Raw genomic sequence first — 17,850 nt, forward strand, 5'->3', positions numbered from 1 at the left:
ATGGTTTTCACCTTCCAACCGCCATTTTGGGCTGGACTGTCAGGATATGTCGCCGAGATCGGCAGCGGCCTCATCTGCGCGCAGCTCGGCCTTCCGAACGCGCTCCACGACAATCACGCAAGCTACGTCGCGCACTGGCTTGGCATTCTCCGCGCCGACAAGACCGCGATCATCCATGCGGCGGCGAAAGCGGAGCAGGCGTTCAACTATCTGCTCGCGTTCGGCTCCGACCAGGCGGTGAACGAACCGGCGTCCGCATCAATGGCCACGCTGGCCACCGCAGCCTGACCTTCTCCCTTTAATCTCAGAGGAATTTTGTCATGGGATGGCTCACCATGCCGTTCACGTCGATGAGTGGTCATGCGACGGCGAAGGCCTATCTCGACGACCAGTTCACCTATACCCGAACCGTCGATGGGGGCAGTTCGGGCCTGCGGGTCCTCGCCTCGTCCTGCCCACAGAACCGCACCTATTATGCGGCTGCGCAGGTGATGACCAACGGCGGCGGCGGCGAGGTTTTCGCGATCGTCTGCAAAGTCCTCTGGAACCCGAACAGCAAGACCCGCGAGCAATTCGGCTACAAGGACATGACGGAAAATATGGGGCCTTGCGAGGACAATTGCCCGAAGAATATTCTCGATCTGCTGACGCCGACGGAGAATGAGCATGCGCTCGACTGGCGCCGCCGTTGCGCGGAGAACCTGGAGCGCCGCACGCGGAAGCTAGCCAACGGCGATCGAATCCGCCTCGCTGAACCGGTCACATTCTCGGATGGTCATGTCGGCCAGGAATTCATCGTCGAAAAGCGCGACCGCCGCGTGACACTTCGCGATCCCGAGGGCCATGGCCGATATCGGATAAGTCGGCTGATGGAGCGGCCGTGGCAAATCGTGCCCACTACCAAGGTCCACAAGACGATCTTTGCCTGAGCAGCGCAGCCGGTATCATGCTTGCCCAAAGAGGATTTGCCATGCCCGCCTCGAGCCCCGCTCTGTCACCGAAGCGGCTGCTCCTTTGCAGCCGCGAAAACGCGAACCGCGTCGCATCCCGGCTCTTTGATGAGCGCCCGGGGCGCATCAGCATTGTTCGAACAACCAACCCTATCCAGCCATTCCGTGTCTGCACCTTGCCGAGCTTCGGCGAGCGCGTCGAAGTCGAGATGGTGCTTTGAAGCGCGGCGTCGCCCAGGTTACCGCAGTGGCGCTTTCGTGCGCCGTCGCCGCGCGAGGCTCCTCGCAATCCTTCGATGCGAAGGCGCGGGCTCTCGACGGGGATACCGTCTCGGTGGATTTCCGCCTGCTGGGCGCTGACGCGTTCGAGCGCCGCCAGCTGTGTCAAAAGGCCTCGGGGTGCTGGAAATGCGGCAAGGCCGCGCAGGATTTCGCTGCCAAGGCGCTGCGCTCCAGGAGCGCTACAATCAGCCTCAGGCCCAGCAGCTCCTATGGCCGGCCCGTTGCAACAGTGGTCGTCGACGGTGCGGACCTCGGCGAACGTATGATCCGAGCCGGATTGGCTATTCCGGAGCTGCAGTATCTCCGGGACGATCCCGCTCGCGCTCGACGCTACGCATCGGCTTTCGCGCAAGCCAAAGCGGGGAGGGCAGGGGCGTTCGCCGGTTCATGGCTGGAACCTTCCCGCTGGCGGCACGGCCAGCGCTTGACCTGCGAGCGCTGAATTCCGATGCCTGATGGCTTATCAACCGTCCGACCAGCGGATGACCGTCAGCGCAGGCCAGCAGGCCTTCCAGCGCGCGACGTTCGCGTCGTAGATCGCCTCGGTGATTTGCACCTTGTTCGGCCGAACCGTGCAGCTCAGCAGATCATCCAGACCAAAGGGAGCGAAGACCGCAAGTCCTCCTTGATCAGGCCGAATTCCGAGCGCGCCTGCTGTCGTCGGAAAGGTCGAGATCGCGTGCTCGCTCGACCGGTAGGGCGTGATCGGATAGCCGAACTTTGCCTCATACCAGAGATGAACCCGCGCTTCGTTCTTGGCATCGATCCTCAAAGGCAGATCGGAAAACAGCTCGCACACACGGTCCGCGTGCCGCGCCTCGGCTTCTTCAGTCAGGTTCACCTCATCGAAGTAGACTAAATCAACATCGGCGAGACCATATGCCGCCGGCAAGCCGAACGCGGCGTTCCATGCCGTTTGCGCGATGGCGCTGCCCGACAGCCAGCAGTCGGGCAGATCGATCGCCGACCAGCGGTTCAGGATCGTACTGAGGATCGGGCTTGCTGCTACGATGGATCGAAGGCTGCCGTGCGCTTTCGAAGTCATGCTTCTGCTTGCTTCATCGACCAGGTCCGCAGCACGTCGAAGAGACGCCAAGTACGGGCAGAACGACCAAACTGATCATCTGCCCGCACCGCGCCGTCAATTGCGATTATACGGACAAAGTCGCGTCGGCCCACCATGACGGACCCTGCTCGAAGTCGACATCCAGCTTCACCATCGGACCGTCTGGCGCGTCCGCGACATAGGGGGGCGTGAGCGGCATAGCCGTCGCTTTCAGCCGCTTCTGCTCGCCCGCGACCCGGCCACGCCGCTCAAGCAGGTCTTCGAGCCAGTCCAGATCGTCGAGCATCGCCACGACCCCGCGGCCGGCGAGACAGAAATAGATGCAGCGCTGGAAATCGTCTGCTCCGTCATTGGCGAGGATCCCGGACAGCTTTTGCTTGCCGGCAGGAATGCCCTCGTGAACCCAGGCCACGGCTTCGCGGAGCTCGCGTACCGAATAATAGGCGTCTTCGACATGCATCCCGATCGAGGCGTTGGCGATCATGCGGCGGGTCGGGCGGTTCTCCGCGTCCAGCGCGGCATCGCGCAACGTGATGTCGAGATCGAACCGCTCCCGAAATAGCGTCGTCGTCATGGCAAATCTCCTGCCTTCGGAACGTAACGTGAACGATGCGCCCCGTCAACATGAGCAAGGCCGAGGAGCTGCCCCATGTCGATCGAGATCATCATCGGTTTGCCGCATCTGAGCGAAGGACCCATTCTGGCGCAGGCGCGCAATTTGCAGCTTCCTGCCCTCATCTCCGCGAACGCACTGTCGCGCTGGTCTGACCGGCGCGGCTGGCGCGAGTGGGTCGGGTGGCGTCTCACCCGGCTTCGCAACGCCAAGGGCTTATCTTCGCTATGCCTCGATTCGGCAGGCTTCGTCGCGGCCGCTCGCTACGGCGGCTTCCCTTGGTCACTCGCGGACTATGTCGCGCTCGCAGCGGCTTATCCGTTCCGCTGGTGGGCGAGCGCTGACTATTGCGTGGAGGCCGAGGTCGCTCAGGACCGCGAAGAGGTCATCGATCGTCTGGCGCGCACGATCCGCGCCAATCGCGATTGCCGACGCCTTGCGGAGGATCACGGCATTGCCGAGACCCTGATGCCTGTCATCCAAGGCCGCCGACCGACGGACTATGAGCGCTGCGTCGATGCGCTCTGGGGATCGCTGACGCCCGGATCGCTGATCGGTGTCGGCAGCATGTGCCGCAGGGACATTCACGGTCCCGAAGGCCTGATCGCGGTCGTCGACCATCTGGACCAGATACTTCCCGCGGGCGTCCGGCTGCACGCCTTCGGCGTCAAGGGGTCGGCGTTGGCGTTCCTGCTCCCGTTCACGCATCGCATCGCGTCGATTGATAGCCAGGCCTATGGCGTCAGTGCTCGTCAAGCCGCGCACCGCAGCGGCGTTTCCAAGAGCGATCGCCTCGTCGCCAGCCACATGGCGCAATGGGTGGCCGCGCAGCAGGCCCGTCTCTCCGGGCCTCCGTTGCGGCTGCCGCATCACCGGCCAACAGATCCCGATGCGGCGCCAAGCGACAGCTGGAAGGCTGCGATCGCGCAGGCGCGCACGGAAATTCGCGAGCTCATCGAGAGCGGTGACCTCGACCATGACGAGATCACGGCACCATGGATCGAGCAATGGGCGGCCGACATCTACCGCGAGAAGCTCGCCGGCTGAGGAAAGGGGAGGGGGCAGGAATGGGATGAGCATCAGGCTCGCCAGAGGGAGGCACGCGCCCGCGATGGACCGGCCCCCGCTATTCCCACAAGGAGATTGCTCTTGACCGCACCCCAACTCGACGGGACCACCATGGTCCCGCTCGCCCGGATAGCCATCGGCTATAATCCGCGCCGCTTTTTCGACAGCAGGAAGCACGAAGAGCTCGTCACGTCGCTTCGGCTGCACGGCATGCTTCAGCCCATTCTCGTCCGTCCAGCCGCTGCCCAGAACGGCTTCACCGTCGTCGCCGGTGGCCGACGGTACCGCGCCGCGCTCGAGGCCTTCGGCGCTGACGGGTCGGTGCCGGTCATCATCCGCGAGATGACCGATCAAGAGGCGCTCGAGGCGGCCATTATTGAAAATGATATCCGCTACGAGACCTCCGAGACCGAGCAGGCGGACGCTGCAGTCCGTGTGTTCGCCGCTTGCCAGAACGACCGTGCCGAGGCCGCGCGGCGCCTTGGCTGGTCGCGCGCCAAGCTCGACCGCCGCCTTGCCCTCGCCGATTTGTCGGACGGGGTAAAGCTCGCCCTCGACGAACGCCGCATCAAGGTGGGTCATGCCGAGCTGCTCGCCGCTGTCCCCGCCGACAAGCAGGACAAGGCGCTCGAGACGATCCTTGGTGCCGACCTCGATATCGGCAAGACCCGGGATCTCCTCATGCGCGTCACCCAGAAGCTGGCGGACGCGTGTTTCGACAAATCCGATTGCACGACCTGCCCCTTCAACTCCGGGACGCAGCGCGCACTCTTCGAGACCCACGTCGACGACGGTCATTGCACAAACGCCGCGTGCTTCCAGCTCAAGACCGAGGCCGCTGAGACTGCTCGCCTCGAAGCCGAACAGAATGAAGCGTCAGAAGACGACGGCGATGAGGAGGATGGCCCCGAAGACGATACCGACGATGAAGGCGAGGCCGGCACCGATGGCGACGCCGTCGCCGGTGGGGTCGAGGCCGCAGCGCGGCGGGCAGCCTTGGCGCCCGGCGCGCCGTCCGCTCGGGGCAGCACGAAGTCGAGTGGCACCGCCGGCGGGACCAGCGCCAGCGCCAAATCGATCGCCGGGCGCACCAGCGATTTGCGGGAGGCCACTTGGAGAACCGCGCTCGCGCGCGGCGTCGCCGACAATGCCGCCCAGGCCCAGGTCACGATCCTGACGGCGGCGCTGACCGGGACGCTCTCGCAGATCAAATCAGCAACGATGACGTCGCGCGCAGGGCTCCTCGTCAACCCGACCTTTCCCGACCTGAGCTTCAGCGCCAAGATCGGGGAAATCGGCGAGCTCTCCGACGGCCAGGCCACCACGGCTCTTTGCGCGATCGGGGCTGCTTACGCGCGCGACGTCCAGTCCTTCAGCCATGTCGCGGATCTCGCCCGCGCGTTCAATATCGACATCCGCCAGGTCTGGCAGGCCGATCGCGCCTTTCTCGAACGCTACACTAGGGACGAGCTCAAATTCATTGCGCGGGAGTGCGGGCTGATCTCGCACATGGGCGAAAAGGCCTTCGCCAAGCTGCTCGGCTCGAAAAAGGCCGATCTCGTCAATGGGATGCTCAACGCCACCGGCTTCGACTGGGCGGGCCGTCTGCCGAGCGCGATGACGCTCGACGGGGATTATGGCGCGCCGCGCCCACCAGCGCCGGCCTCCGACAGCGAAGTCGCCGCGCTCGCCGCCTGAGCCATCTCCCCCCTTCTTAGCAAGGACGAACGACCATGCTCATCGCAAATCTGCTCCCGCTCCTGCACCGTTACTCATTAGGGTTCGACCTCGTCGCCGGACCCGATGACACCGTCACGCTGACCGTGATCCCCAGGAAGATCGAGGGAAAAGCCGGCATCCCCGAGGCCGGCGAGACCCGACCGATCTCGATCACCGCGAGCGCTTCCGAGATCGACGCCGAGCTCGCCCGCGGCGCCGAAGGTGCGCTCGGTCAGCTCATCACGACGCGCAAGACGCTTGCCGACCAGATCGCCGAACAGCGCGAGGCCGCTGAAGCCGCAAAGACCGCGTCGGCCGAGGCCGCGAAGGCGAGCGCTGCTCCAGCGAGGGCGGCCTCGCCGAGCCTATCGGCTTCACCTTCACCATCGGCATTGCCTGCAGAGGCCAAGTCGAGCGAGCCGAAGAGCCTCTGGTGACGGCGGCCGCCGCGCCGACATCCGTCAGACTTTCAGGAGAAGAGCCATGCAGATCAACCATCTCTCCCGCGCATATCGATATGACGGGATCGACCTTCCGGTTCCGCCGCATCTCACCGAGGACCCGCAGGGTCTGCGCGCCTACCACGCCACCCTCTATCCCGCGATCCTCAACGCCGAGCTGATCGATGCCGGCGTGACCGCGGGCGTCCACGTCACGGAATACCGCCGTGCCGTGGGCACCAAGGGCTGACCGTGCCCCGCAAGGCCGAAGCGGTCGTGCCAGCAGCACCCCGCAAGACACTCCTCGAATGGATCGAGTTCGACGATGGCGACGCTCCCCGCTCTGCCGGCCCTCCCTGCGACGCGCAGGCCCAGGCCTTCCACATCAAGATCGCCCTCGACACGGCCTCGCGGCAAGGCGAGCCGGGCGAGCCCCTCCAACCTTGCGGCAGCTTGCGACTGCCCCCGCTCGGCTGACCTCGCCGGTCGATCGGTCGGACTCGCAGACGCGGTCCCGCTCTGCTTTGACCAGCCCCTTGCGCGCCATCATAAGCTGATCGGCCGCTGGCTCGCGGCACGGGAGAAGGTGGCTCGACGCTATACACGCGGAGAGGCCCGGCGCCGGATCGAGCAGGCCTTTGAAACCGCGGTCCTCGCGATCCTTCGGCCGATCGATTTCGTCGAACTGCGGGTCGCTGTCCTCAATGCCGAACATATGGACACGCCGGCGATCGCCATAGTTTGCGACAGCATGGGCCAGCTCGATCTCGGATGGATCGAGACGAGCGACGCGCCGATCGGCTGGCGCGCAGCCGCCTATGCTGCGCTCGCCCACACCCTTGGATCCGCGCTTCCGATCTTTGGCTATGACGACCTCTTCGAAGAAATCTCAATGTACTATTGGGATGGCGAGACCGACGACGAGGCCGCGCGGAATGCGCTCGTTGCCTATCACGGTGCCGACCCGGAAGATTTCGAAGACACCGTTTTGCCGTCGGACATGAACGACCGGCGGCCGGACTGGATGGTCTCCGCAAATGCCGCGCCGGCGAAGTCGCTTCCCAGCGGATTGCGCAAGGCGCTCAGCTCCGTGCGCGACGCCCACAAGGCCCTCGGCCGCATCCCGGACGAGCAAAACGCCTGGCATTTCGACGGCCCGACGATCCAAGATTATCTGCCCGACCTTGAGGACTCGTCTTCGTTGCCGCCGCTGACGCTCGTGCCCGTCGAGCAGTTCGCGCGCGAGGTCGACGATATCGCCCGTCACGGCATGGAATATGGTTTCATGGATCTCGCGGGTCTCTGCCCGATGCCGACCGCCGACCGCGTGTCCGGCTGGTTCGCATCGCTGGAGGCGGGAGCCCGGTTCCTCCTCGCCGCCCAACATCTGATCTCTCTCGATCCCGCCACCCTGTGAGGCAGTCATGTCGAAACATTCAACCCAGTTCGAAGCCACGCCGGGCGGCATGGTGCTGACCAATGCCATCCTGCTCTACAAGACCGAGGTTCGTCGCGGCGCCTCGACCCATGGGGCGCCCGGTCAGCAAGGCGGGGCCTTCGCCAGCCTTCACCATGTCGAGCACGACGATGAGGCGGGTCCACGGATTGCTGCCGGGACACCACTGACGCGGGCGCATTTACGCCAGTGGTCCGAGGCCCTCGTGCGCACCGCTCCTCCCGAGCTTCTTCCCGCTGACGTGCTCGTCGCGCACCAGGATCTCCTGGCGTGGTGGATTCCTGCCCAGGTGCGATCTGCCTACTTCGATCTGAGCACGCCACCGACGAGCCTCAAAACGCTCCGGAGCCGCACGGTGGTGCCCGTCCCATATCCGCCCCATCTGCTCATTGCCACCAGGCGAGCGCTCGGCGTCTACGCCCTTCGGGATGACCAGCGACCTGTGGCGGACACGCCCATCTTCCACTCCCCCATCCTCAACGTTTACGCCGATGGCACCCTCTGCTGGGGCAACATTCCCAGGCCCAGAAGCCTGACAATCTCCGCGATCCCGGAATTCGAGCGCGCGTTGTTCGAGTCCTGGTCGACCCACCCCAATTACGGCCAGGACCAGACCGTCTCTGGCAAAGGCGGTCTGGTCGCCCTCTGGGACGATCTTGCGACCCGCCGCGCCGCCCGTTTTCCCGTCACGCGTCTGAAGGCCTTTGCCAGACGTCGGTCGCCGCAGACTTCGTCGTCCCGCAAGGCCACAGAGCCGCTAACGCTTGGCCGGCTGATCGAACGGGTGGCGCGATGACCGTCCTGGCAGATGATCCGACCGCCGCGGCACTGCTCGCTGCGTTCCCTTGCTTTCCAGCACCCCCCACCGGTCGCTCGCCCGGGCTGGATGCGGTCCGCGCCTCCCGCGTCGGCCACTGCCTTGCGGTCGGGCGCGACGGGGTGTTTCTCATCGTCCGGCGGCCCTGGCTGGAACTCGAGGTGCCTGTCACGTCGCCGATCGCCGCCTATCTTCCCTATGGCGCTGTCGGCGCGCCCCGGGCCGATCTTCGTTGCGGCCTGATACCCCGGACGCTGCTTGACGAGGTCATCACCCAGTTCCGCGCGGCACTGCCCAACGAGGCGGCGGCCTTTATCGTCTGGGACGAGGTTGATCGCGCATTCTCGCTTCACATGCCGGAAATCGACGAGGCGACACCTTCGCGCCTTATATACCGAACGCCGATCCTGCCATCTCACCGCCATATCGTCTGCGACATCCACAGCCACGGCCATGGCCGGGCATTCTTCAGCGCCACAGACGATGCGGACGACGTTCATGCGACGAAGATCGCGCTGGTCCTCGGCCGCGTCGCCCATCCTGACGGACCGGATCTCGCCTCGCGCCTGTGCGCGGGCGGCATGTTTCTCCCGCTCCCGCGCAGCCCTTTCGATGGAGACGGCCATGACGGCTGACACAAACCACCGCCATTACCTGATGGCTGGATTCGATCATCGCGAGCTCCGTGTCGCCCTGATCGGCTGCGGCGGAAACGGCGCTCAGATGCTCATGGGGCTCGCCTCGCTCGACACGGCCCTTCGGGCCATCTCCTCCCGCTCGCTGCATGTCACCGTGGTCGACGACGACATCGTGACCGAGGCCAATCTCGGGCGGCAGCCCTTCTACCGCTGCGATCTAGGAAACTCGAAGGCGCATACGCTGACCGAGCGGATCAATCTTGCCAACGGCCTCGCCTGGCACGCCGTGCATGGCCGGGCGCCCGATGCGATCGACGTGACGGGCGCGGACATCCTCATCACCTGCGTCGATACGGCGTCCGCTCGCCGCGCACTCGGCGCTGAGCTCGCCACGAGTTCCAAGGCGCCCGCCTATTGGATGGATCTCGGCAATCGAGCCAGCGATGGCCAGGTCATTATCGGCTGTCCGGCCTCGCCCAATCGCGGTGCCAGGCACCGCCTTCCGACCGTCCTCGAATATTTCCCTGAGCTCGCGGATGAAAGCTTGCCCGAAGACCATGCTCCCTCTTGCTCGGTCGCCGAGGCCCTGGAGCGGCAATCCCTCTTCGTGAACCGCATCATAGCGAGCCATGCATTGGCACTGCTGTTCGACCTCCTCGGCCGCGGGTCGATTGGCCATGCAGGGGCATTCATCAATCTCGGGAGCGGGCGCTGCGCTCCGATCCCGCTGCCGGCGGCCGGCTGATGATCGCGAGAAGCTGAGCTTACGACGTCGGGGAGAAGAGAGGGGAAGGGCCGATCGAGCGGATTTGCGCTTGAGATCGGAGTCTCCCCATGGAGCATATTGTCACATTGCCGCGCCACCCAGCGTTCGAGTTACGGCCCGGAGATCATCGGTCCCCGGGCGTTGCTGCCATCCCCGCCTTTAATCCCTTGGACGGGGCACGGCTGTGAGCAAGCGGGCATCGCGACCTGATGTGCGAAACCCCGTGCTCGCGCTTCCAGCGGTGGCCCGCCTCCGCGCGCTCAGTCCTGAGGCCCGCCATGCGCTTCAGGAGATCCTGCTCGATATCCAACGCGACGCGCAGGTCCGGGCAGAAAACAGCTGGCGCAGCCATAAGCCGCCGGTCGCCGCCTATTGGGCGGCTTGCGGCGTTTACGCCGGCCACATCGCGCGATCGATCGGTCCGCTTGCTGGTCGCCGCTCCTCAGCGCGCTGAGCGTCACATTCCAAAAAGGACATCGCCACATGCGGATCGAATTGCGCAAGCTGAAGATCGTCAAGGCGCTCTCCGAAGAGACGCCTTGCTACACGGCAGAGATCTGGATCGATGGTGCCATCGCTTTCCTTGCCAGCAATCGTGGTCACGGTGGGGCCGACGAGTATCGCCAGGTCGGAGCGCTCACCGAGGCCGAGGTCAACGCATGGCTCAAGATCAACCGACCGAGCCGATCCTACGATGGTCTCACGCTGGAGCCCGATCTCGAGCATGAGGTCGCGCGGTTGATAGACGAGGCCGAGCAGCTTGCACTGCTCCGGCGTCGCCTTCGGTCCAACATCATCACGATCGAGGGCGGTGCGGTCTACACCTACGCGCTGAAGGGCCGTCCGGCGGCTGCAGTGATTGCCGCCGTCCGCGCGCGCAAGCCCGACATCGGCGTTGTCAACGAGATGGGCGAGCCGGGCCTCGCCCGCGCCGTCCAGATCCTGCTGGCTCAAGCCGACGCTGCGGACGCGGAGCGGCCAGACGGCGCGGACTGACGTTCTGGCGCCCCTGCATCACCGTCGCCCGAGGACAAGGAGCCGCGGCGCTCCAGGGCGTAGCCGGCTCCCCGCAGGCGGATCAGCAGCGCGTAAAGAACGATGTCTGCCTTGAGCAAGCCGCTGGACGGAAGAGGGGAGGGGGAGAGGGCTGGTCGAGCGGATTTGCGCTCGAGACCGGAGTGCCCGACCCATGAACTACGACGTCGCGATGCGCCACCAGCAGGCACTCGACCCCAGCGCGCTGACCACCATCGCCGGAGCATTGCACGCGATCGGCGCCGCGATCACCGATTGCCGCAATGCCGGCAAGGACGCCGAAACCGACGCCGCCGTGATCCTGCTCGTCCGGCATCTCGCTTCGGTCACTGATCGACGACCCGACAGCATAGCGCTGCGTCGCGCCTGCATGGACCAGATCGCCGAGATCCGCCGTCACCCAGTTCTCCGCACGCTCGCCTATCGTGGCGTCGCCTATGACGAGGCCGCGAAGCGTACCTTCCATGCCGAAGGGCGCACGGCCATGCGGCGGCTCGCCGAAGCGCTAGGCCTCGAGGCCGAAAGCTACTCGGTCCGGTCCAACAAGGGCGGCCCCGCCGTCTCTGGTGAAATCACGCTCCATGGCGAGGAGGTCTATGTCCAGCTCTCGCTAGGCGGTCTCGGCCAGGACCGCGAAGTCCTCTACCGCCGCGTCAACGGACGGACCGATTATTGCGGCGAGCGCAACCACTTCGCACCGGTCACGACACTGCTCGCGCCGGACCGCTTCGCACAGCAACTCCGGCGCGATCTCCAGCTCTCGCCTCCGGTCGCCCGGTCTGAGCGGCTTTTCGCCTGACCCATCTCACCATCGGCCCGTCGCCGAGGGAGCGCTCCCATGACCCATCACGCTCGACACGCCGCAGCGACGGCATCGCACGTCATTCTCCCGGAGCTTCCTGATCTCGCCCTCACGCCGGAGATCATCCGCGCTATCCGCGATGGCGCCTGGATCGTCTTCAACCTGTCCGGCGGCAAGGACTCGAGCGCGGCGATGGCCGCGGTCAATCTTTTCCTTGACCTGCTCGGACACCCACGCACGCGCCGCATGGCCATCCATGCCGATCTTGGTCGTGCCGAATGGGCCTCGACCCCGGAGACGGTGGAGCGCATTGCCGCTGAGGCCGGCATACATCTTACGGTCGTCCGGCGGGCTGCCGGAGACCTGGTCGATCGCTGGATCCAGCGGTTCGAGAGCGGCAAACGGCGTTACGAGGCGCTCGAGACCTATAATCTCATCGGCCCCTGGTCCTCGGCCTCGCTCCGCTTCTGCCAGTCGGAAATGAAGGCGGCCGTCATCGGCCCGGCGATCGCGCGGATGCACCAGGGCGCTCAGGTAATTTCGGTTCTCGGACTGCGCCGCGATGAAAGCCACACCCGCGCGTCGATCCCGATCGCCAAGACCGACACGCGATATGCCAAGGCCGGGAACCGGCATGGCACAAGGATGATGGTCTGGCATCCCATCGCCGACTGGACGAGCAACGACGTCTTCCGCGCCCACCGTCTGCTCGGCATCATGCTCCACGAAGCCTATTCGGTCTGGGGCTCGAGCCGCCTGTCCTGCCGCTATTGTATTTTCGCCTCGCTGCAGGATCTCGAGGCGTCCGCGGCTGCCCCGCCCAACGCGGAAGTCTATCGCGAGCTGGTCGGTATCGAGGCGCGATCCACATTTCCGTTTCAGCCGGCGCGGTGGCTCGCCGATGTCGCGCCTCTCTTGCTGAGCGCCGGACTGCGCGCCGATATCGTCCGAGCCAAGGCCGACCAACGCGAGCGCCTCCGGCTGGAGGCAGAGATGCCGCCCGGGCTCCGGTACGTCAAAGGTTGGCCGCCCCGGCTGCCCGCCAGGGATGAGGCCGAGAAGATCGCCACCTCCCGGCGCCGCATCCTGGCGCGCCATTCACTTGCCGAACATTTTGCGACGGCGTCCTCGATCATCGATCGATTTGCCGAACTGCTCACGATCGCCGCGCGGAAGTCCGCGCGATGATCGCGATCGATGTCCGTGCGGGCCGCTGGTCAAGCGTTGTCGACATAGAGGATCAGCCGCCGCTCGGCTGGCGGTTCTGGTCGCTCGCTGGCTTTGCAGGCGATCCGCTCAACCCCGACCCGCATGCCGGCTCCCGCTGCCTCGCCCTCGCCATGGTGCAGCTGGAGGGCGGCGATCGCTGGCTGTGCGCGATGGAGCTCGACCATAGCTTTCGTCTGCTGTGCCCGCATGACCTCTTTCCATCCGCTGACCAGGCGGGTGCCGACCGCTTCGCCCGCCAGATGCTCGACGCGCACTCCCGCCAACCCCGTCTGCTCTGACTTCCGGATGATCATTCGATGCATACCGACCGCAGCCAGCGATGGCGCGAGCGACGCGCGCTCTGGGCGCGCGACCTCGAGCTCATCGATCCCACCGCCTATAGTGTCGAGGTTATCGGCCATGCCGAAGCGCGCGCCTTCATCGCCAGGCATCATTATCTCCCAAGCTATCCAGCCGCGCAGCTCGCGATCGGCCTCTACGGCCGTGCCGGGACGCTGGAGGGCGTCGCGGTCTTCGCGGTCCCCGCCACCGGCGCGGTCATCTCCCATCACACCGGCTTCGACGATCCGGCGCGCGGCTGCGTCCTCGCGCGGCTCATCCTGACCGACGCGGTACCGCAGAACGGCGAGAGCTTCTTCGTCGCACGAGCCTTTCGGCATCTGCGCCGCGAGCGGCCGACAATCGAGGCAGTGGTGTCGTACAGCGATCCCGGTGCCGGTCATATCGGGCGCGTCTATTGCGCGCTCTCGGCGGCGCACCGAGCGGTCACGAGGCCGCGAACCGTGCTGCGAGCCGGCGGCGTCACGATCTCAGGCCGGACCCTTTCGAAAATCCGGCTTGGCGAACAGGGCCAGGCGGGCGCGATCGATCAGCTCGTCGCATTGGGTATGCCAAGACCGGGTCTCGGCGAGGAGCCGCGCCGCTGGCTCTGGCGGCTTCAACGCGAGCGCCACCTTGTCGCCCACCGGCAGGCCGGCCTCTACGCCTATTGCTTCGAGCTGACCCGCGAGGCGCGGCGCCGCGGCCGCGCGCTCCCGCGCCTCCCTTATCCCAAAACCCTCCCACTGCAGCACCCCATGCTGCCGCTCTTCCAGGCCGACCCGGAGATTTTCCATGGCTGACATCACGACCCTTCCCGTCATGACCGCGGCCGATGCCGAAAGCATCGGCTTTGCGCGCTTCAATGATGTGCCGACGCTTCCCATCGACATTCCTGACGGCAATTTCACCATCACGGCGAAGACCTCGGACGGGCGCCGGATCACCTTCTTCTTCGGCGAATATGAGCCCGGCGCGCCGCCGAGCTTCGTCGACGTCCAATATCACGATTCCCGTACCAGCATCGCGAACGCCAATGGCGGCACATCACCCACCTTCGACCTGCTCACGATCGGTCTCGGCGGACGCCAAGTCTTCGACAGCCGCAAGCTCACGGCCGACGACAAGCCGTCGATTGCCGTCATTCTGATAGGCGAGCCCGGCAACAAGGAATGAGGGGAGAGGGGACTGCTGGGTCGGTGGTGATGACCGCCTTCGAGACCCGAGGCTTTGAGCATGTCCGCATTTCTGCACCCCGAGGCCGCGAACGCACGGTCTCCCGATTACATCCTCGTCTCCGCGCCACCACCGGTCGTTCTCGCCTATGGCATCGGGGTCGATTCCACCGCTCTCCTCGTCGAGCTGGAAGCGCGCGGCGAGGCTCCGGATCTTGTCCTCTCCGCAGATCCGGGTGCCGAGAAGCCGGAGACATACGAATATCAGAAGATGATCGCCGCCTGGATGGCGGCGCGAGGTATTCCCTATGAGGTGGTCCGGTATGTTCCGCGGCGCTTCAAGCACTGGCCACCCTATTATTCCATTCTCGCGAACGTGCTTACCAACGCGACGCTCCCGAGCATCAGCCTTGGCCGGCATAGTTGCAGCTTAGGTCTAGCCTGAACGAGTGTCTTGTTAGCTCGCCGTGAAGAAGGGTCAGGCCGGACGACGCGCTAACCCAAAAAGCTGGCGGCGGCCGGCCTGATCCTTCTTCACTCCAGCGTCACGATGTGGATCGGCAGCGCGTCAGGCGAGCGCCCGGCGTTCATACCAGGGCCGGGTGCGCTTCACGATGCTGACCACGGAAAGCATCACCGGCACTTCGACCAATACGCCGACGACGGTAGCGAGCGCCGCGCCCGAGCCCAAGCCGAACAGGCTGATCGCGGCGGCGACCGCCAGCTCGAAGAAATTGGACGCGCCGATCAACGCGGCCGGCGCCGCGACGCACCAGGCCACGCCGAACCGGCGGCTCAGCCAGTACGCCAGCCCGGCGTTGAAATAGACCTGGATGAGGATGGGCACCGCGATGAGCGCGATCACCAGCGGATTGGCGATGATCGCCTCGCCCTGAAACCCGAACAATAGCACCAGCGTCGTCAGCAGCGCGACCAGCGACACCGGCCCCAGCAGTCCAAGCAGGCGATTCAGCGCCGGCTGTCCGCCTGCGGCGAGCAATGCGCGGCGGATGAGCTGCGCGGCGATCACCGGGATCACGATATAGAGCGCGACCGAGATCAGCAGCGTGTCCCACGGCACCGTCACCGAGGCGACGCCCAGCAGCAGCGCGACGAGAGGCGCGAAGGCGAACACCATGATGATGTCGTTCAACGCGACCTGGCTCAGCGTGTAGTTGGGCTCGCCGTCGCAGAGGTTCGACCAGACGAACACCATCGCGGTGCAGGGCGCTGCCGCGAGCAGGATCAGCCCGGCGATGTAGGAGCCGATCTCGGCCTGCGGCAGCAGCGGGCGGAACAGCCATCCCAGGAACAGCGTGCCGAGCAGCGCCATCGAGAAGGGCTTCACCGCCCAGTTGATGAACAGGGTGACACCGACGCCCTTCCAGTGCTGGCGCACCGATCCCAGCGCGGCGAGATCGATCTTGAGCAGCATCGGCACGATCATCAGCCAGATCAGCACCGCCACCACGAGGTTGACGCGGGCGACCTCGGCCGCGGCGATCGCCCCGAACAGGCCGGGAAGCGCATAGCCGAGCGCGATGCCGACAACGATGCAGGCGGCAACCCACAGGCTCAGATAGCGTTCGAAGAACCCTATCGCCGGGCGCGGCGAGGCAAGTGCGACATCGGTCATGCGGTGATCCTGTTGCCGGCATCATCGACGACCTTCTCGCCGTCCTCCTTGGTGAACGCGCCCTGTTGCGGCGACGGCAGCAGGTCGAGCACGGCTTCAGAAGGGCGGCAGAGCTTCACGCCGAGCGGCGAGACGACGATCGGGCGGTTGATCAGGATCGGATGCGCCATCATCGCGTCGATGATCTGGTCGTCGGACAGAGCGGATCGCCAAGGCCAAGCTCAGCGTAAGGCGTGCCTTTCTCCCGCAGCATGGCGCGTGGTGTGACGCTCATACGCGCGATCAGCGCGACTAGCATCGCCCGGCTCGGCGGGGTCTTCAGATACTCGACGACGTGAGGCTCGATCCCGGCGTTGCGGATCATCGCCAGCGTGTTGCGCGAAGTGCCGCAGTCGGGGTTGTAATAGATGACGATATCGACCGGGCTCATGCCGCGTCTCCGCGCCGGCTGCTGGCGCCATCGGTCTGGCCGATCTCATGGACGTGTGCCTTCAGCGCGAGCGCGTCGAGCCGGTCGAACGGCAGCGCGAGGAACAGGCGGATGCGGTTCTCAAGGTAGCGCAGCGCGGTCACGAATGCGCGCTCGCGCTCGATATCATTACCCTCGACCCGGCTCGGATCCTCGATCCCCCAGTGCGACGTCATGGGATGGCCGGGCCAGACCGGACACGTCTCGCCGGCCGCGTCGTCGCAGACGGTGATCACGAAATCCATCACCGGCGCGCCGGGCTGGGAGAACTCTTCCCAGCTTTTGGAACGCAGCCCGTCGGTCGGATAGTCGATCCGCTCCAGAAGGCGCAGCGCGTCGGGGTTGACCGCCCCCTTGGGGAAGCTGCCGGCGGAGTAGCCGCGGAAACGGCCTTGCGCGAGCTTGTTCATAGCGCTCTCGGCGAGGATCGAGCGTGCCGAGTTGCCGGTGCAGAGGAACAGCACGTTATAGATGCGGTCGGTCATTGGACGGCTCCGGGCTGGCAGCAGGCGGCCTTGGCGGCGACTTCGGCGAGCGGTGCACAAATCTCCGGCACGCCACCGCAGCAATCCTCCATCAGGAAGCCGAGGAGGCTGGTCATCCGCTCATAGTCAGCCGTGTAGATGATCGAGCGACCCTCGCGGCGCGACGACACCAAGCCGGCGTGCCCCAAAATGTTGAGGTTGCCCGACAGCGTCTGGGGGACATGGCCGGTGGCGCGCGCGATATCGCCTGCGGCCATGCCGTCTTTGCCGGCACGGATCAGCAGGCGGAACGCTTCGAGCCGGCCCGGGTGGGCGAGCGCGGAGAGCGCCGTGACGGCGGCGGGCGCGTCCATCAGCAGCACGCCTGCTTGGGCGTGGGGGCCGTCGCCGGTCCGCAGCAGGCTGACCCTGTCGGCTCTGGCAGAACTTCGTCCTCGCCATAGCTGGTCGCTTCGCCGAAGGTGAAAAAGGTCTCCCAACGGACGCCGGCCGGATCGTGGACCCAGCTCTTGTCCGACTTCGCGTAGCAGCAAGTGGTCGCTTCCTGGTCGAACGTCTCGGCGCCCGCCGCCTTCAGCCGATCGGCCAGCGCGCCCAGCTCCTCGGCACTATCGACCTGGATGCCGATATGGTCGATGCCCGTGGCGCGCGTGCGCTCCGAGATCGCGAAGTTGACCTTGGGATCGTCGAGCATCCACTTGGCATAGTCGTCCTTCACGACGACCGGCGCCACGCCAAACAGCGTCTCGTAGAACTGGATCGACCGGGCTAGGTCGGGCACGCTGACGTGCAGGTGCATGCGCTTCATGGGACTGGCCTCCTGACGACTCGATGATATTACGAGTATATCCGTAATATGGTGGAGTCAATCATCAGGCGGACTGC

Annotated in this window: 26 protein-coding genes and 2 pseudogenes; 21 read left to right on the forward strand and 7 right to left on the reverse strand. The window is 65.5% G+C overall.

The features are described 5' to 3' along the window. The 4 genes from ET21_RS28065 to ET21_RS0121055 all read left to right on the forward strand — a co-directional run. Positions 1-288, forward strand: a 288-nt coding sequence (locus tag ET21_RS28065) for a zincin-like metallopeptidase domain-containing protein (RefSeq protein WP_030541218.1), incomplete at its 5' end; no start/stop codon positions are given. 32 nt (positions 289-320) lie between these two features. Further along, positions 321-929, forward strand: coding sequence for a hypothetical protein (locus ET21_RS0121045; protein WP_030541219.1), 609 nt, complete (start codon positions 321-323; stop codon positions 927-929). A 41-nt stretch (positions 930-970) separates the two neighbouring features. Continuing rightward, the gene (locus ET21_RS0121050) at positions 971-1,171 is read left to right on the forward strand and encodes a hypothetical protein (RefSeq protein ID WP_030541220.1); all 201 of its coding nucleotides are present in this window, start codon (positions 971-973) and stop codon (positions 1,169-1,171) included. Positions 1,172-1,197: 26 nt separating this feature from the next. Continuing rightward, entirely contained in the window at positions 1,198-1,674 is a 477-nt protein-coding gene (locus tag ET21_RS0121055; protein WP_051585642.1) for a thermonuclease family protein, read from the forward strand. Positions 1,675-1,695: 21 nt separating this feature from the next. On the opposite strand, the gene ET21_RS0121060 is transcribed toward ET21_RS0121055, so the two are convergent. Both ET21_RS0121060 and ET21_RS0121065 read right to left on the reverse strand, forming a co-directional pair. Continuing rightward, a complete protein-coding gene (locus ET21_RS0121060; protein ID WP_030541222.1) occupies positions 1,696-2,277 on the reverse strand; it encodes a nucleotidyltransferase family protein in 582 nt (193 codons plus the stop codon). A 106-nt stretch (positions 2,278-2,383) separates the two neighbouring features. Then, complete coding sequence (locus tag ET21_RS0121065) at positions 2,384-2,872, reverse strand: hypothetical protein (protein ID WP_030541223.1); 489 nt, start codon at positions 2,870-2,872, stop codon at positions 2,384-2,386. A 75-nt stretch (positions 2,873-2,947) separates the two neighbouring features. Between ET21_RS0121065 and ET21_RS0121070 the strand changes: the two genes are divergently transcribed. From ET21_RS0121070 to ET21_RS26120, 17 genes and pseudogenes are all read left to right on the forward strand, one after another. Next, complete coding sequence (locus tag ET21_RS0121070) at positions 2,948-3,958, forward strand: hypothetical protein (RefSeq protein WP_030541224.1); 1,011 nt, start codon at positions 2,948-2,950, stop codon at positions 3,956-3,958. Positions 3,959-4,090: 132 nt separating this feature from the next. Beyond that, a complete protein-coding gene (locus ET21_RS0121075; protein ID WP_150113432.1) occupies positions 4,091-5,677 on the forward strand; it encodes a PRTRC system ParB family protein in 1,587 nt (528 codons plus the stop codon). Positions 5,678-5,712: 35 nt separating this feature from the next. Continuing rightward, positions 5,713-6,135: a PRTRC system protein E gene (locus ET21_RS0121080; RefSeq protein ID WP_030541226.1), complete on the forward strand. Its 423-nt coding sequence runs from the start codon at positions 5,713-5,715 to the stop codon at positions 6,133-6,135. A 46-nt stretch (positions 6,136-6,181) separates the two neighbouring features. Continuing rightward, a complete protein-coding gene (locus ET21_RS0121085) occupies positions 6,182-6,388 on the forward strand; it encodes a PRTRC system protein C (RefSeq protein WP_030541227.1) in 207 nt (68 codons plus the stop codon). Positions 6,389-6,414: 26 nt separating this feature from the next. Next, positions 6,415-6,615 (forward strand): hypothetical protein, encoded by a 201-nt coding sequence (locus tag ET21_RS28615; RefSeq protein WP_237751627.1) that lies wholly within the window; start codon positions 6,415-6,417, stop codon positions 6,613-6,615. A gap of 238 nt (positions 6,616-6,853) precedes the next feature. Continuing rightward, entirely contained in the window at positions 6,854-7,555 is a 702-nt protein-coding gene (locus tag ET21_RS28620; RefSeq protein ID WP_237751628.1) for a hypothetical protein, read from the forward strand. 7 nt (positions 7,556-7,562) lie between these two features. Then, a complete protein-coding gene (locus tag ET21_RS0121095; RefSeq protein ID WP_030541229.1) occupies positions 7,563-8,390 on the forward strand; it encodes a PRTRC system protein B in 828 nt (275 codons plus the stop codon). After that, on the forward strand, positions 8,387-9,046 hold the full coding sequence (locus tag ET21_RS0121100) for a PRTRC system protein A (RefSeq protein ID WP_030541230.1): 660 nt from the start codon (positions 8,387-8,389) through the stop codon (positions 9,044-9,046). The genes ET21_RS0121095 and ET21_RS0121100 overlap by 4 nt, the downstream gene beginning before the upstream one ends. Then, entirely contained in the window at positions 9,036-9,794 is a 759-nt protein-coding gene (locus tag ET21_RS0121105; protein WP_030541231.1) for a PRTRC system ThiF family protein, read from the forward strand. Before ET21_RS0121100 ends, ET21_RS0121105 begins: the two co-directional genes overlap by 11 nt. A 244-nt stretch (positions 9,795-10,038) precedes the next feature. Beyond that, a complete protein-coding gene (locus ET21_RS0121110; protein WP_237751629.1) occupies positions 10,039-10,269 on the forward strand; it encodes a hypothetical protein in 231 nt (76 codons plus the stop codon). A 29-nt stretch (positions 10,270-10,298) separates the two neighbouring features. Beyond that, the gene (locus ET21_RS0121115) at positions 10,299-10,811 is read left to right on the forward strand and encodes a hypothetical protein (RefSeq protein WP_030541233.1); all 513 of its coding nucleotides are present in this window, start codon (positions 10,299-10,301) and stop codon (positions 10,809-10,811) included. A gap of 193 nt (positions 10,812-11,004) precedes the next feature. After that, complete coding sequence (locus ET21_RS0121120; RefSeq protein WP_030541234.1) at positions 11,005-11,649, forward strand: hypothetical protein; 645 nt, start codon at positions 11,005-11,007, stop codon at positions 11,647-11,649. Between the two features lie 39 nt (positions 11,650-11,688). Then, on the forward strand, positions 11,689-12,840 hold the full coding sequence (locus ET21_RS0121125) for a phosphoadenosine phosphosulfate reductase family protein (protein ID WP_051585634.1): 1,152 nt from the start codon (positions 11,689-11,691) through the stop codon (positions 12,838-12,840). Continuing rightward, positions 12,837-13,160 (forward strand): hypothetical protein, encoded by a 324-nt coding sequence (locus ET21_RS0121130; protein ID WP_030541236.1) that lies wholly within the window; start codon positions 12,837-12,839, stop codon positions 13,158-13,160. Before ET21_RS0121125 ends, ET21_RS0121130 begins: the two co-directional genes overlap by 4 nt. A gap of 18 nt (positions 13,161-13,178) precedes the next feature. Beyond that, complete coding sequence (locus ET21_RS0121135; RefSeq protein WP_037471640.1) at positions 13,179-14,003, forward strand: hypothetical protein; 825 nt, start codon at positions 13,179-13,181, stop codon at positions 14,001-14,003. Continuing rightward, on the forward strand, positions 13,996-14,376 hold the full coding sequence (locus ET21_RS0121140; protein WP_030541238.1) for a hypothetical protein: 381 nt from the start codon (positions 13,996-13,998) through the stop codon (positions 14,374-14,376). The genes ET21_RS0121135 and ET21_RS0121140 overlap by 8 nt, the downstream gene beginning before the upstream one ends. Positions 14,377-14,436: 60 nt before the next feature. Then, a pseudogene (locus tag ET21_RS26120) lies at positions 14,437-14,808 on the forward strand (hypothetical protein); the annotation flags it as partial. Positions 14,809-14,943: 135 nt separating this feature from the next. On the opposite strand, the gene arsB reads toward ET21_RS26120, so the two are convergent. The 5 genes and pseudogenes from arsB to ET21_RS0121170 form a co-directional block, all read right to left on the reverse strand. Beyond that, on the reverse strand, positions 14,944-16,011 hold the full coding sequence (gene arsB / locus ET21_RS0121150) for an ACR3 family arsenite efflux transporter (RefSeq protein ID WP_030541239.1): 1,068 nt from the start codon (positions 16,009-16,011) through the stop codon (positions 14,944-14,946). Then, positions 16,008-16,441 (reverse strand): annotated as a pseudogene (gene arsC, locus ET21_RS26125) (arsenate reductase (glutaredoxin)). The gene arsB and the pseudogene arsC overlap by 4 nt, the downstream one beginning before the upstream one ends. Beyond that, positions 16,438-16,965 carry an arsenate reductase ArsC gene (locus ET21_RS0121160; RefSeq protein WP_030541240.1) on the reverse strand — a complete coding sequence of 176 codons (528 nt, stop codon included), beginning with the start codon at positions 16,963-16,965 and terminating at the stop codon, positions 16,438-16,440. The pseudogene arsC and the gene ET21_RS0121160 overlap by 4 nt, the downstream one beginning before the upstream one ends. Continuing rightward, positions 16,962-17,318 carry a helix-turn-helix transcriptional regulator gene (locus ET21_RS0121165; RefSeq protein ID WP_030541241.1) on the reverse strand — a complete coding sequence of 119 codons (357 nt, stop codon included), beginning with the start codon at positions 17,316-17,318 and terminating at the stop codon, positions 16,962-16,964. The genes ET21_RS0121160 and ET21_RS0121165 overlap by 4 nt, the downstream gene beginning before the upstream one ends. Continuing rightward, on the reverse strand, positions 17,318-17,773 hold the full coding sequence (locus ET21_RS0121170) for an ArsI/CadI family heavy metal resistance metalloenzyme (protein ID WP_030541242.1): 456 nt from the start codon (positions 17,771-17,773) through the stop codon (positions 17,318-17,320). Before ET21_RS0121170 ends, ET21_RS0121165 begins: the two co-directional genes overlap by 1 nt. Between the last annotated feature and the right edge of the window lie 77 nt (positions 17,774-17,850).

The sequence above is a fragment of the Sphingobium sp. DC-2 genome (assembly GCF_000722555.1).
Classification (GTDB): domain Bacteria; phylum Pseudomonadota; class Alphaproteobacteria; order Sphingomonadales; family Sphingomonadaceae; genus Sphingobium; species Sphingobium quisquiliarum.

Excerpts from the sequence above, each read along its gene's own strand:
- ET21_RS0121045 (WP_030541219.1), top strand. The coding sequence starts at position 321 with ATGGGATGGCTCACCATGCCGTTCACGTCGATGAGTGGTCATGCGACG.
- ET21_RS0121050 (WP_030541220.1), top strand. The coding sequence starts at position 971 with ATGCCCGCCTCGAGCCCCGCTCTGTCACCGAAGCGGCTGCTCCTTTGC.
- ET21_RS0121060 (WP_030541222.1), bottom strand. The coding sequence starts at position 2,277 with ATGACTTCGAAAGCGCACGGCAGCCTTCGATCCATCGTAGCAGCAAGC.
- ET21_RS0121065 (WP_030541223.1), bottom strand. The coding sequence starts at position 2,872 with ATGACGACGACGCTATTTCGGGAGCGGTTCGATCTCGACATCACGTTG.
- ET21_RS0121070 (WP_030541224.1), top strand. The coding sequence starts at position 2,948 with ATGTCGATCGAGATCATCATCGGTTTGCCGCATCTGAGCGAAGGACCC.
- ET21_RS0121075 (WP_150113432.1), top strand. The coding sequence starts at position 4,091 with ATGGTCCCGCTCGCCCGGATAGCCATCGGCTATAATCCGCGCCGCTTT.
- ET21_RS0121080 (WP_030541226.1), top strand. The coding sequence starts at position 5,713 with ATGCTCATCGCAAATCTGCTCCCGCTCCTGCACCGTTACTCATTAGGG.
- ET21_RS0121085 (WP_030541227.1), top strand. The coding sequence starts at position 6,182 with ATGCAGATCAACCATCTCTCCCGCGCATATCGATATGACGGGATCGAC.
- ET21_RS28620 (WP_237751628.1), top strand. The coding sequence starts at position 6,854 with ATGGACACGCCGGCGATCGCCATAGTTTGCGACAGCATGGGCCAGCTC.
- ET21_RS0121095 (WP_030541229.1), top strand. The coding sequence starts at position 7,563 with ATGTCGAAACATTCAACCCAGTTCGAAGCCACGCCGGGCGGCATGGTG.
- ET21_RS0121100 (WP_030541230.1), top strand. The coding sequence starts at position 8,387 with ATGACCGTCCTGGCAGATGATCCGACCGCCGCGGCACTGCTCGCTGCG.
- ET21_RS0121105 (WP_030541231.1), top strand. The coding sequence starts at position 9,036 with ATGACGGCTGACACAAACCACCGCCATTACCTGATGGCTGGATTCGAT.
- ET21_RS0121115 (WP_030541233.1), top strand. The coding sequence starts at position 10,299 with ATGCGGATCGAATTGCGCAAGCTGAAGATCGTCAAGGCGCTCTCCGAA.
- ET21_RS0121120 (WP_030541234.1), top strand. The coding sequence starts at position 11,005 with ATGAACTACGACGTCGCGATGCGCCACCAGCAGGCACTCGACCCCAGC.
- ET21_RS0121125 (WP_051585634.1), top strand. The coding sequence starts at position 11,689 with ATGACCCATCACGCTCGACACGCCGCAGCGACGGCATCGCACGTCATT.
- ET21_RS0121130 (WP_030541236.1), top strand. The coding sequence starts at position 12,837 with ATGATCGCGATCGATGTCCGTGCGGGCCGCTGGTCAAGCGTTGTCGAC.
- ET21_RS0121135 (WP_037471640.1), top strand. The coding sequence starts at position 13,179 with ATGCATACCGACCGCAGCCAGCGATGGCGCGAGCGACGCGCGCTCTGG.
- ET21_RS0121140 (WP_030541238.1), top strand. The coding sequence starts at position 13,996 with ATGGCTGACATCACGACCCTTCCCGTCATGACCGCGGCCGATGCCGAA.
- arsB (WP_030541239.1), bottom strand. The coding sequence starts at position 16,011 with ATGACCGATGTCGCACTTGCCTCGCCGCGCCCGGCGATAGGGTTCTTC.
- ET21_RS0121160 (WP_030541240.1), bottom strand. The coding sequence starts at position 16,965 with ATGACCGACCGCATCTATAACGTGCTGTTCCTCTGCACCGGCAACTCG.
- ET21_RS0121165 (WP_030541241.1), bottom strand. The coding sequence starts at position 17,318 with ATGGACGCGCCCGCCGCCGTCACGGCGCTCTCCGCGCTCGCCCACCCG.
- ET21_RS0121170 (WP_030541242.1), bottom strand. The coding sequence starts at position 17,773 with ATGAAGCGCATGCACCTGCACGTCAGCGTGCCCGACCTAGCCCGGTCG.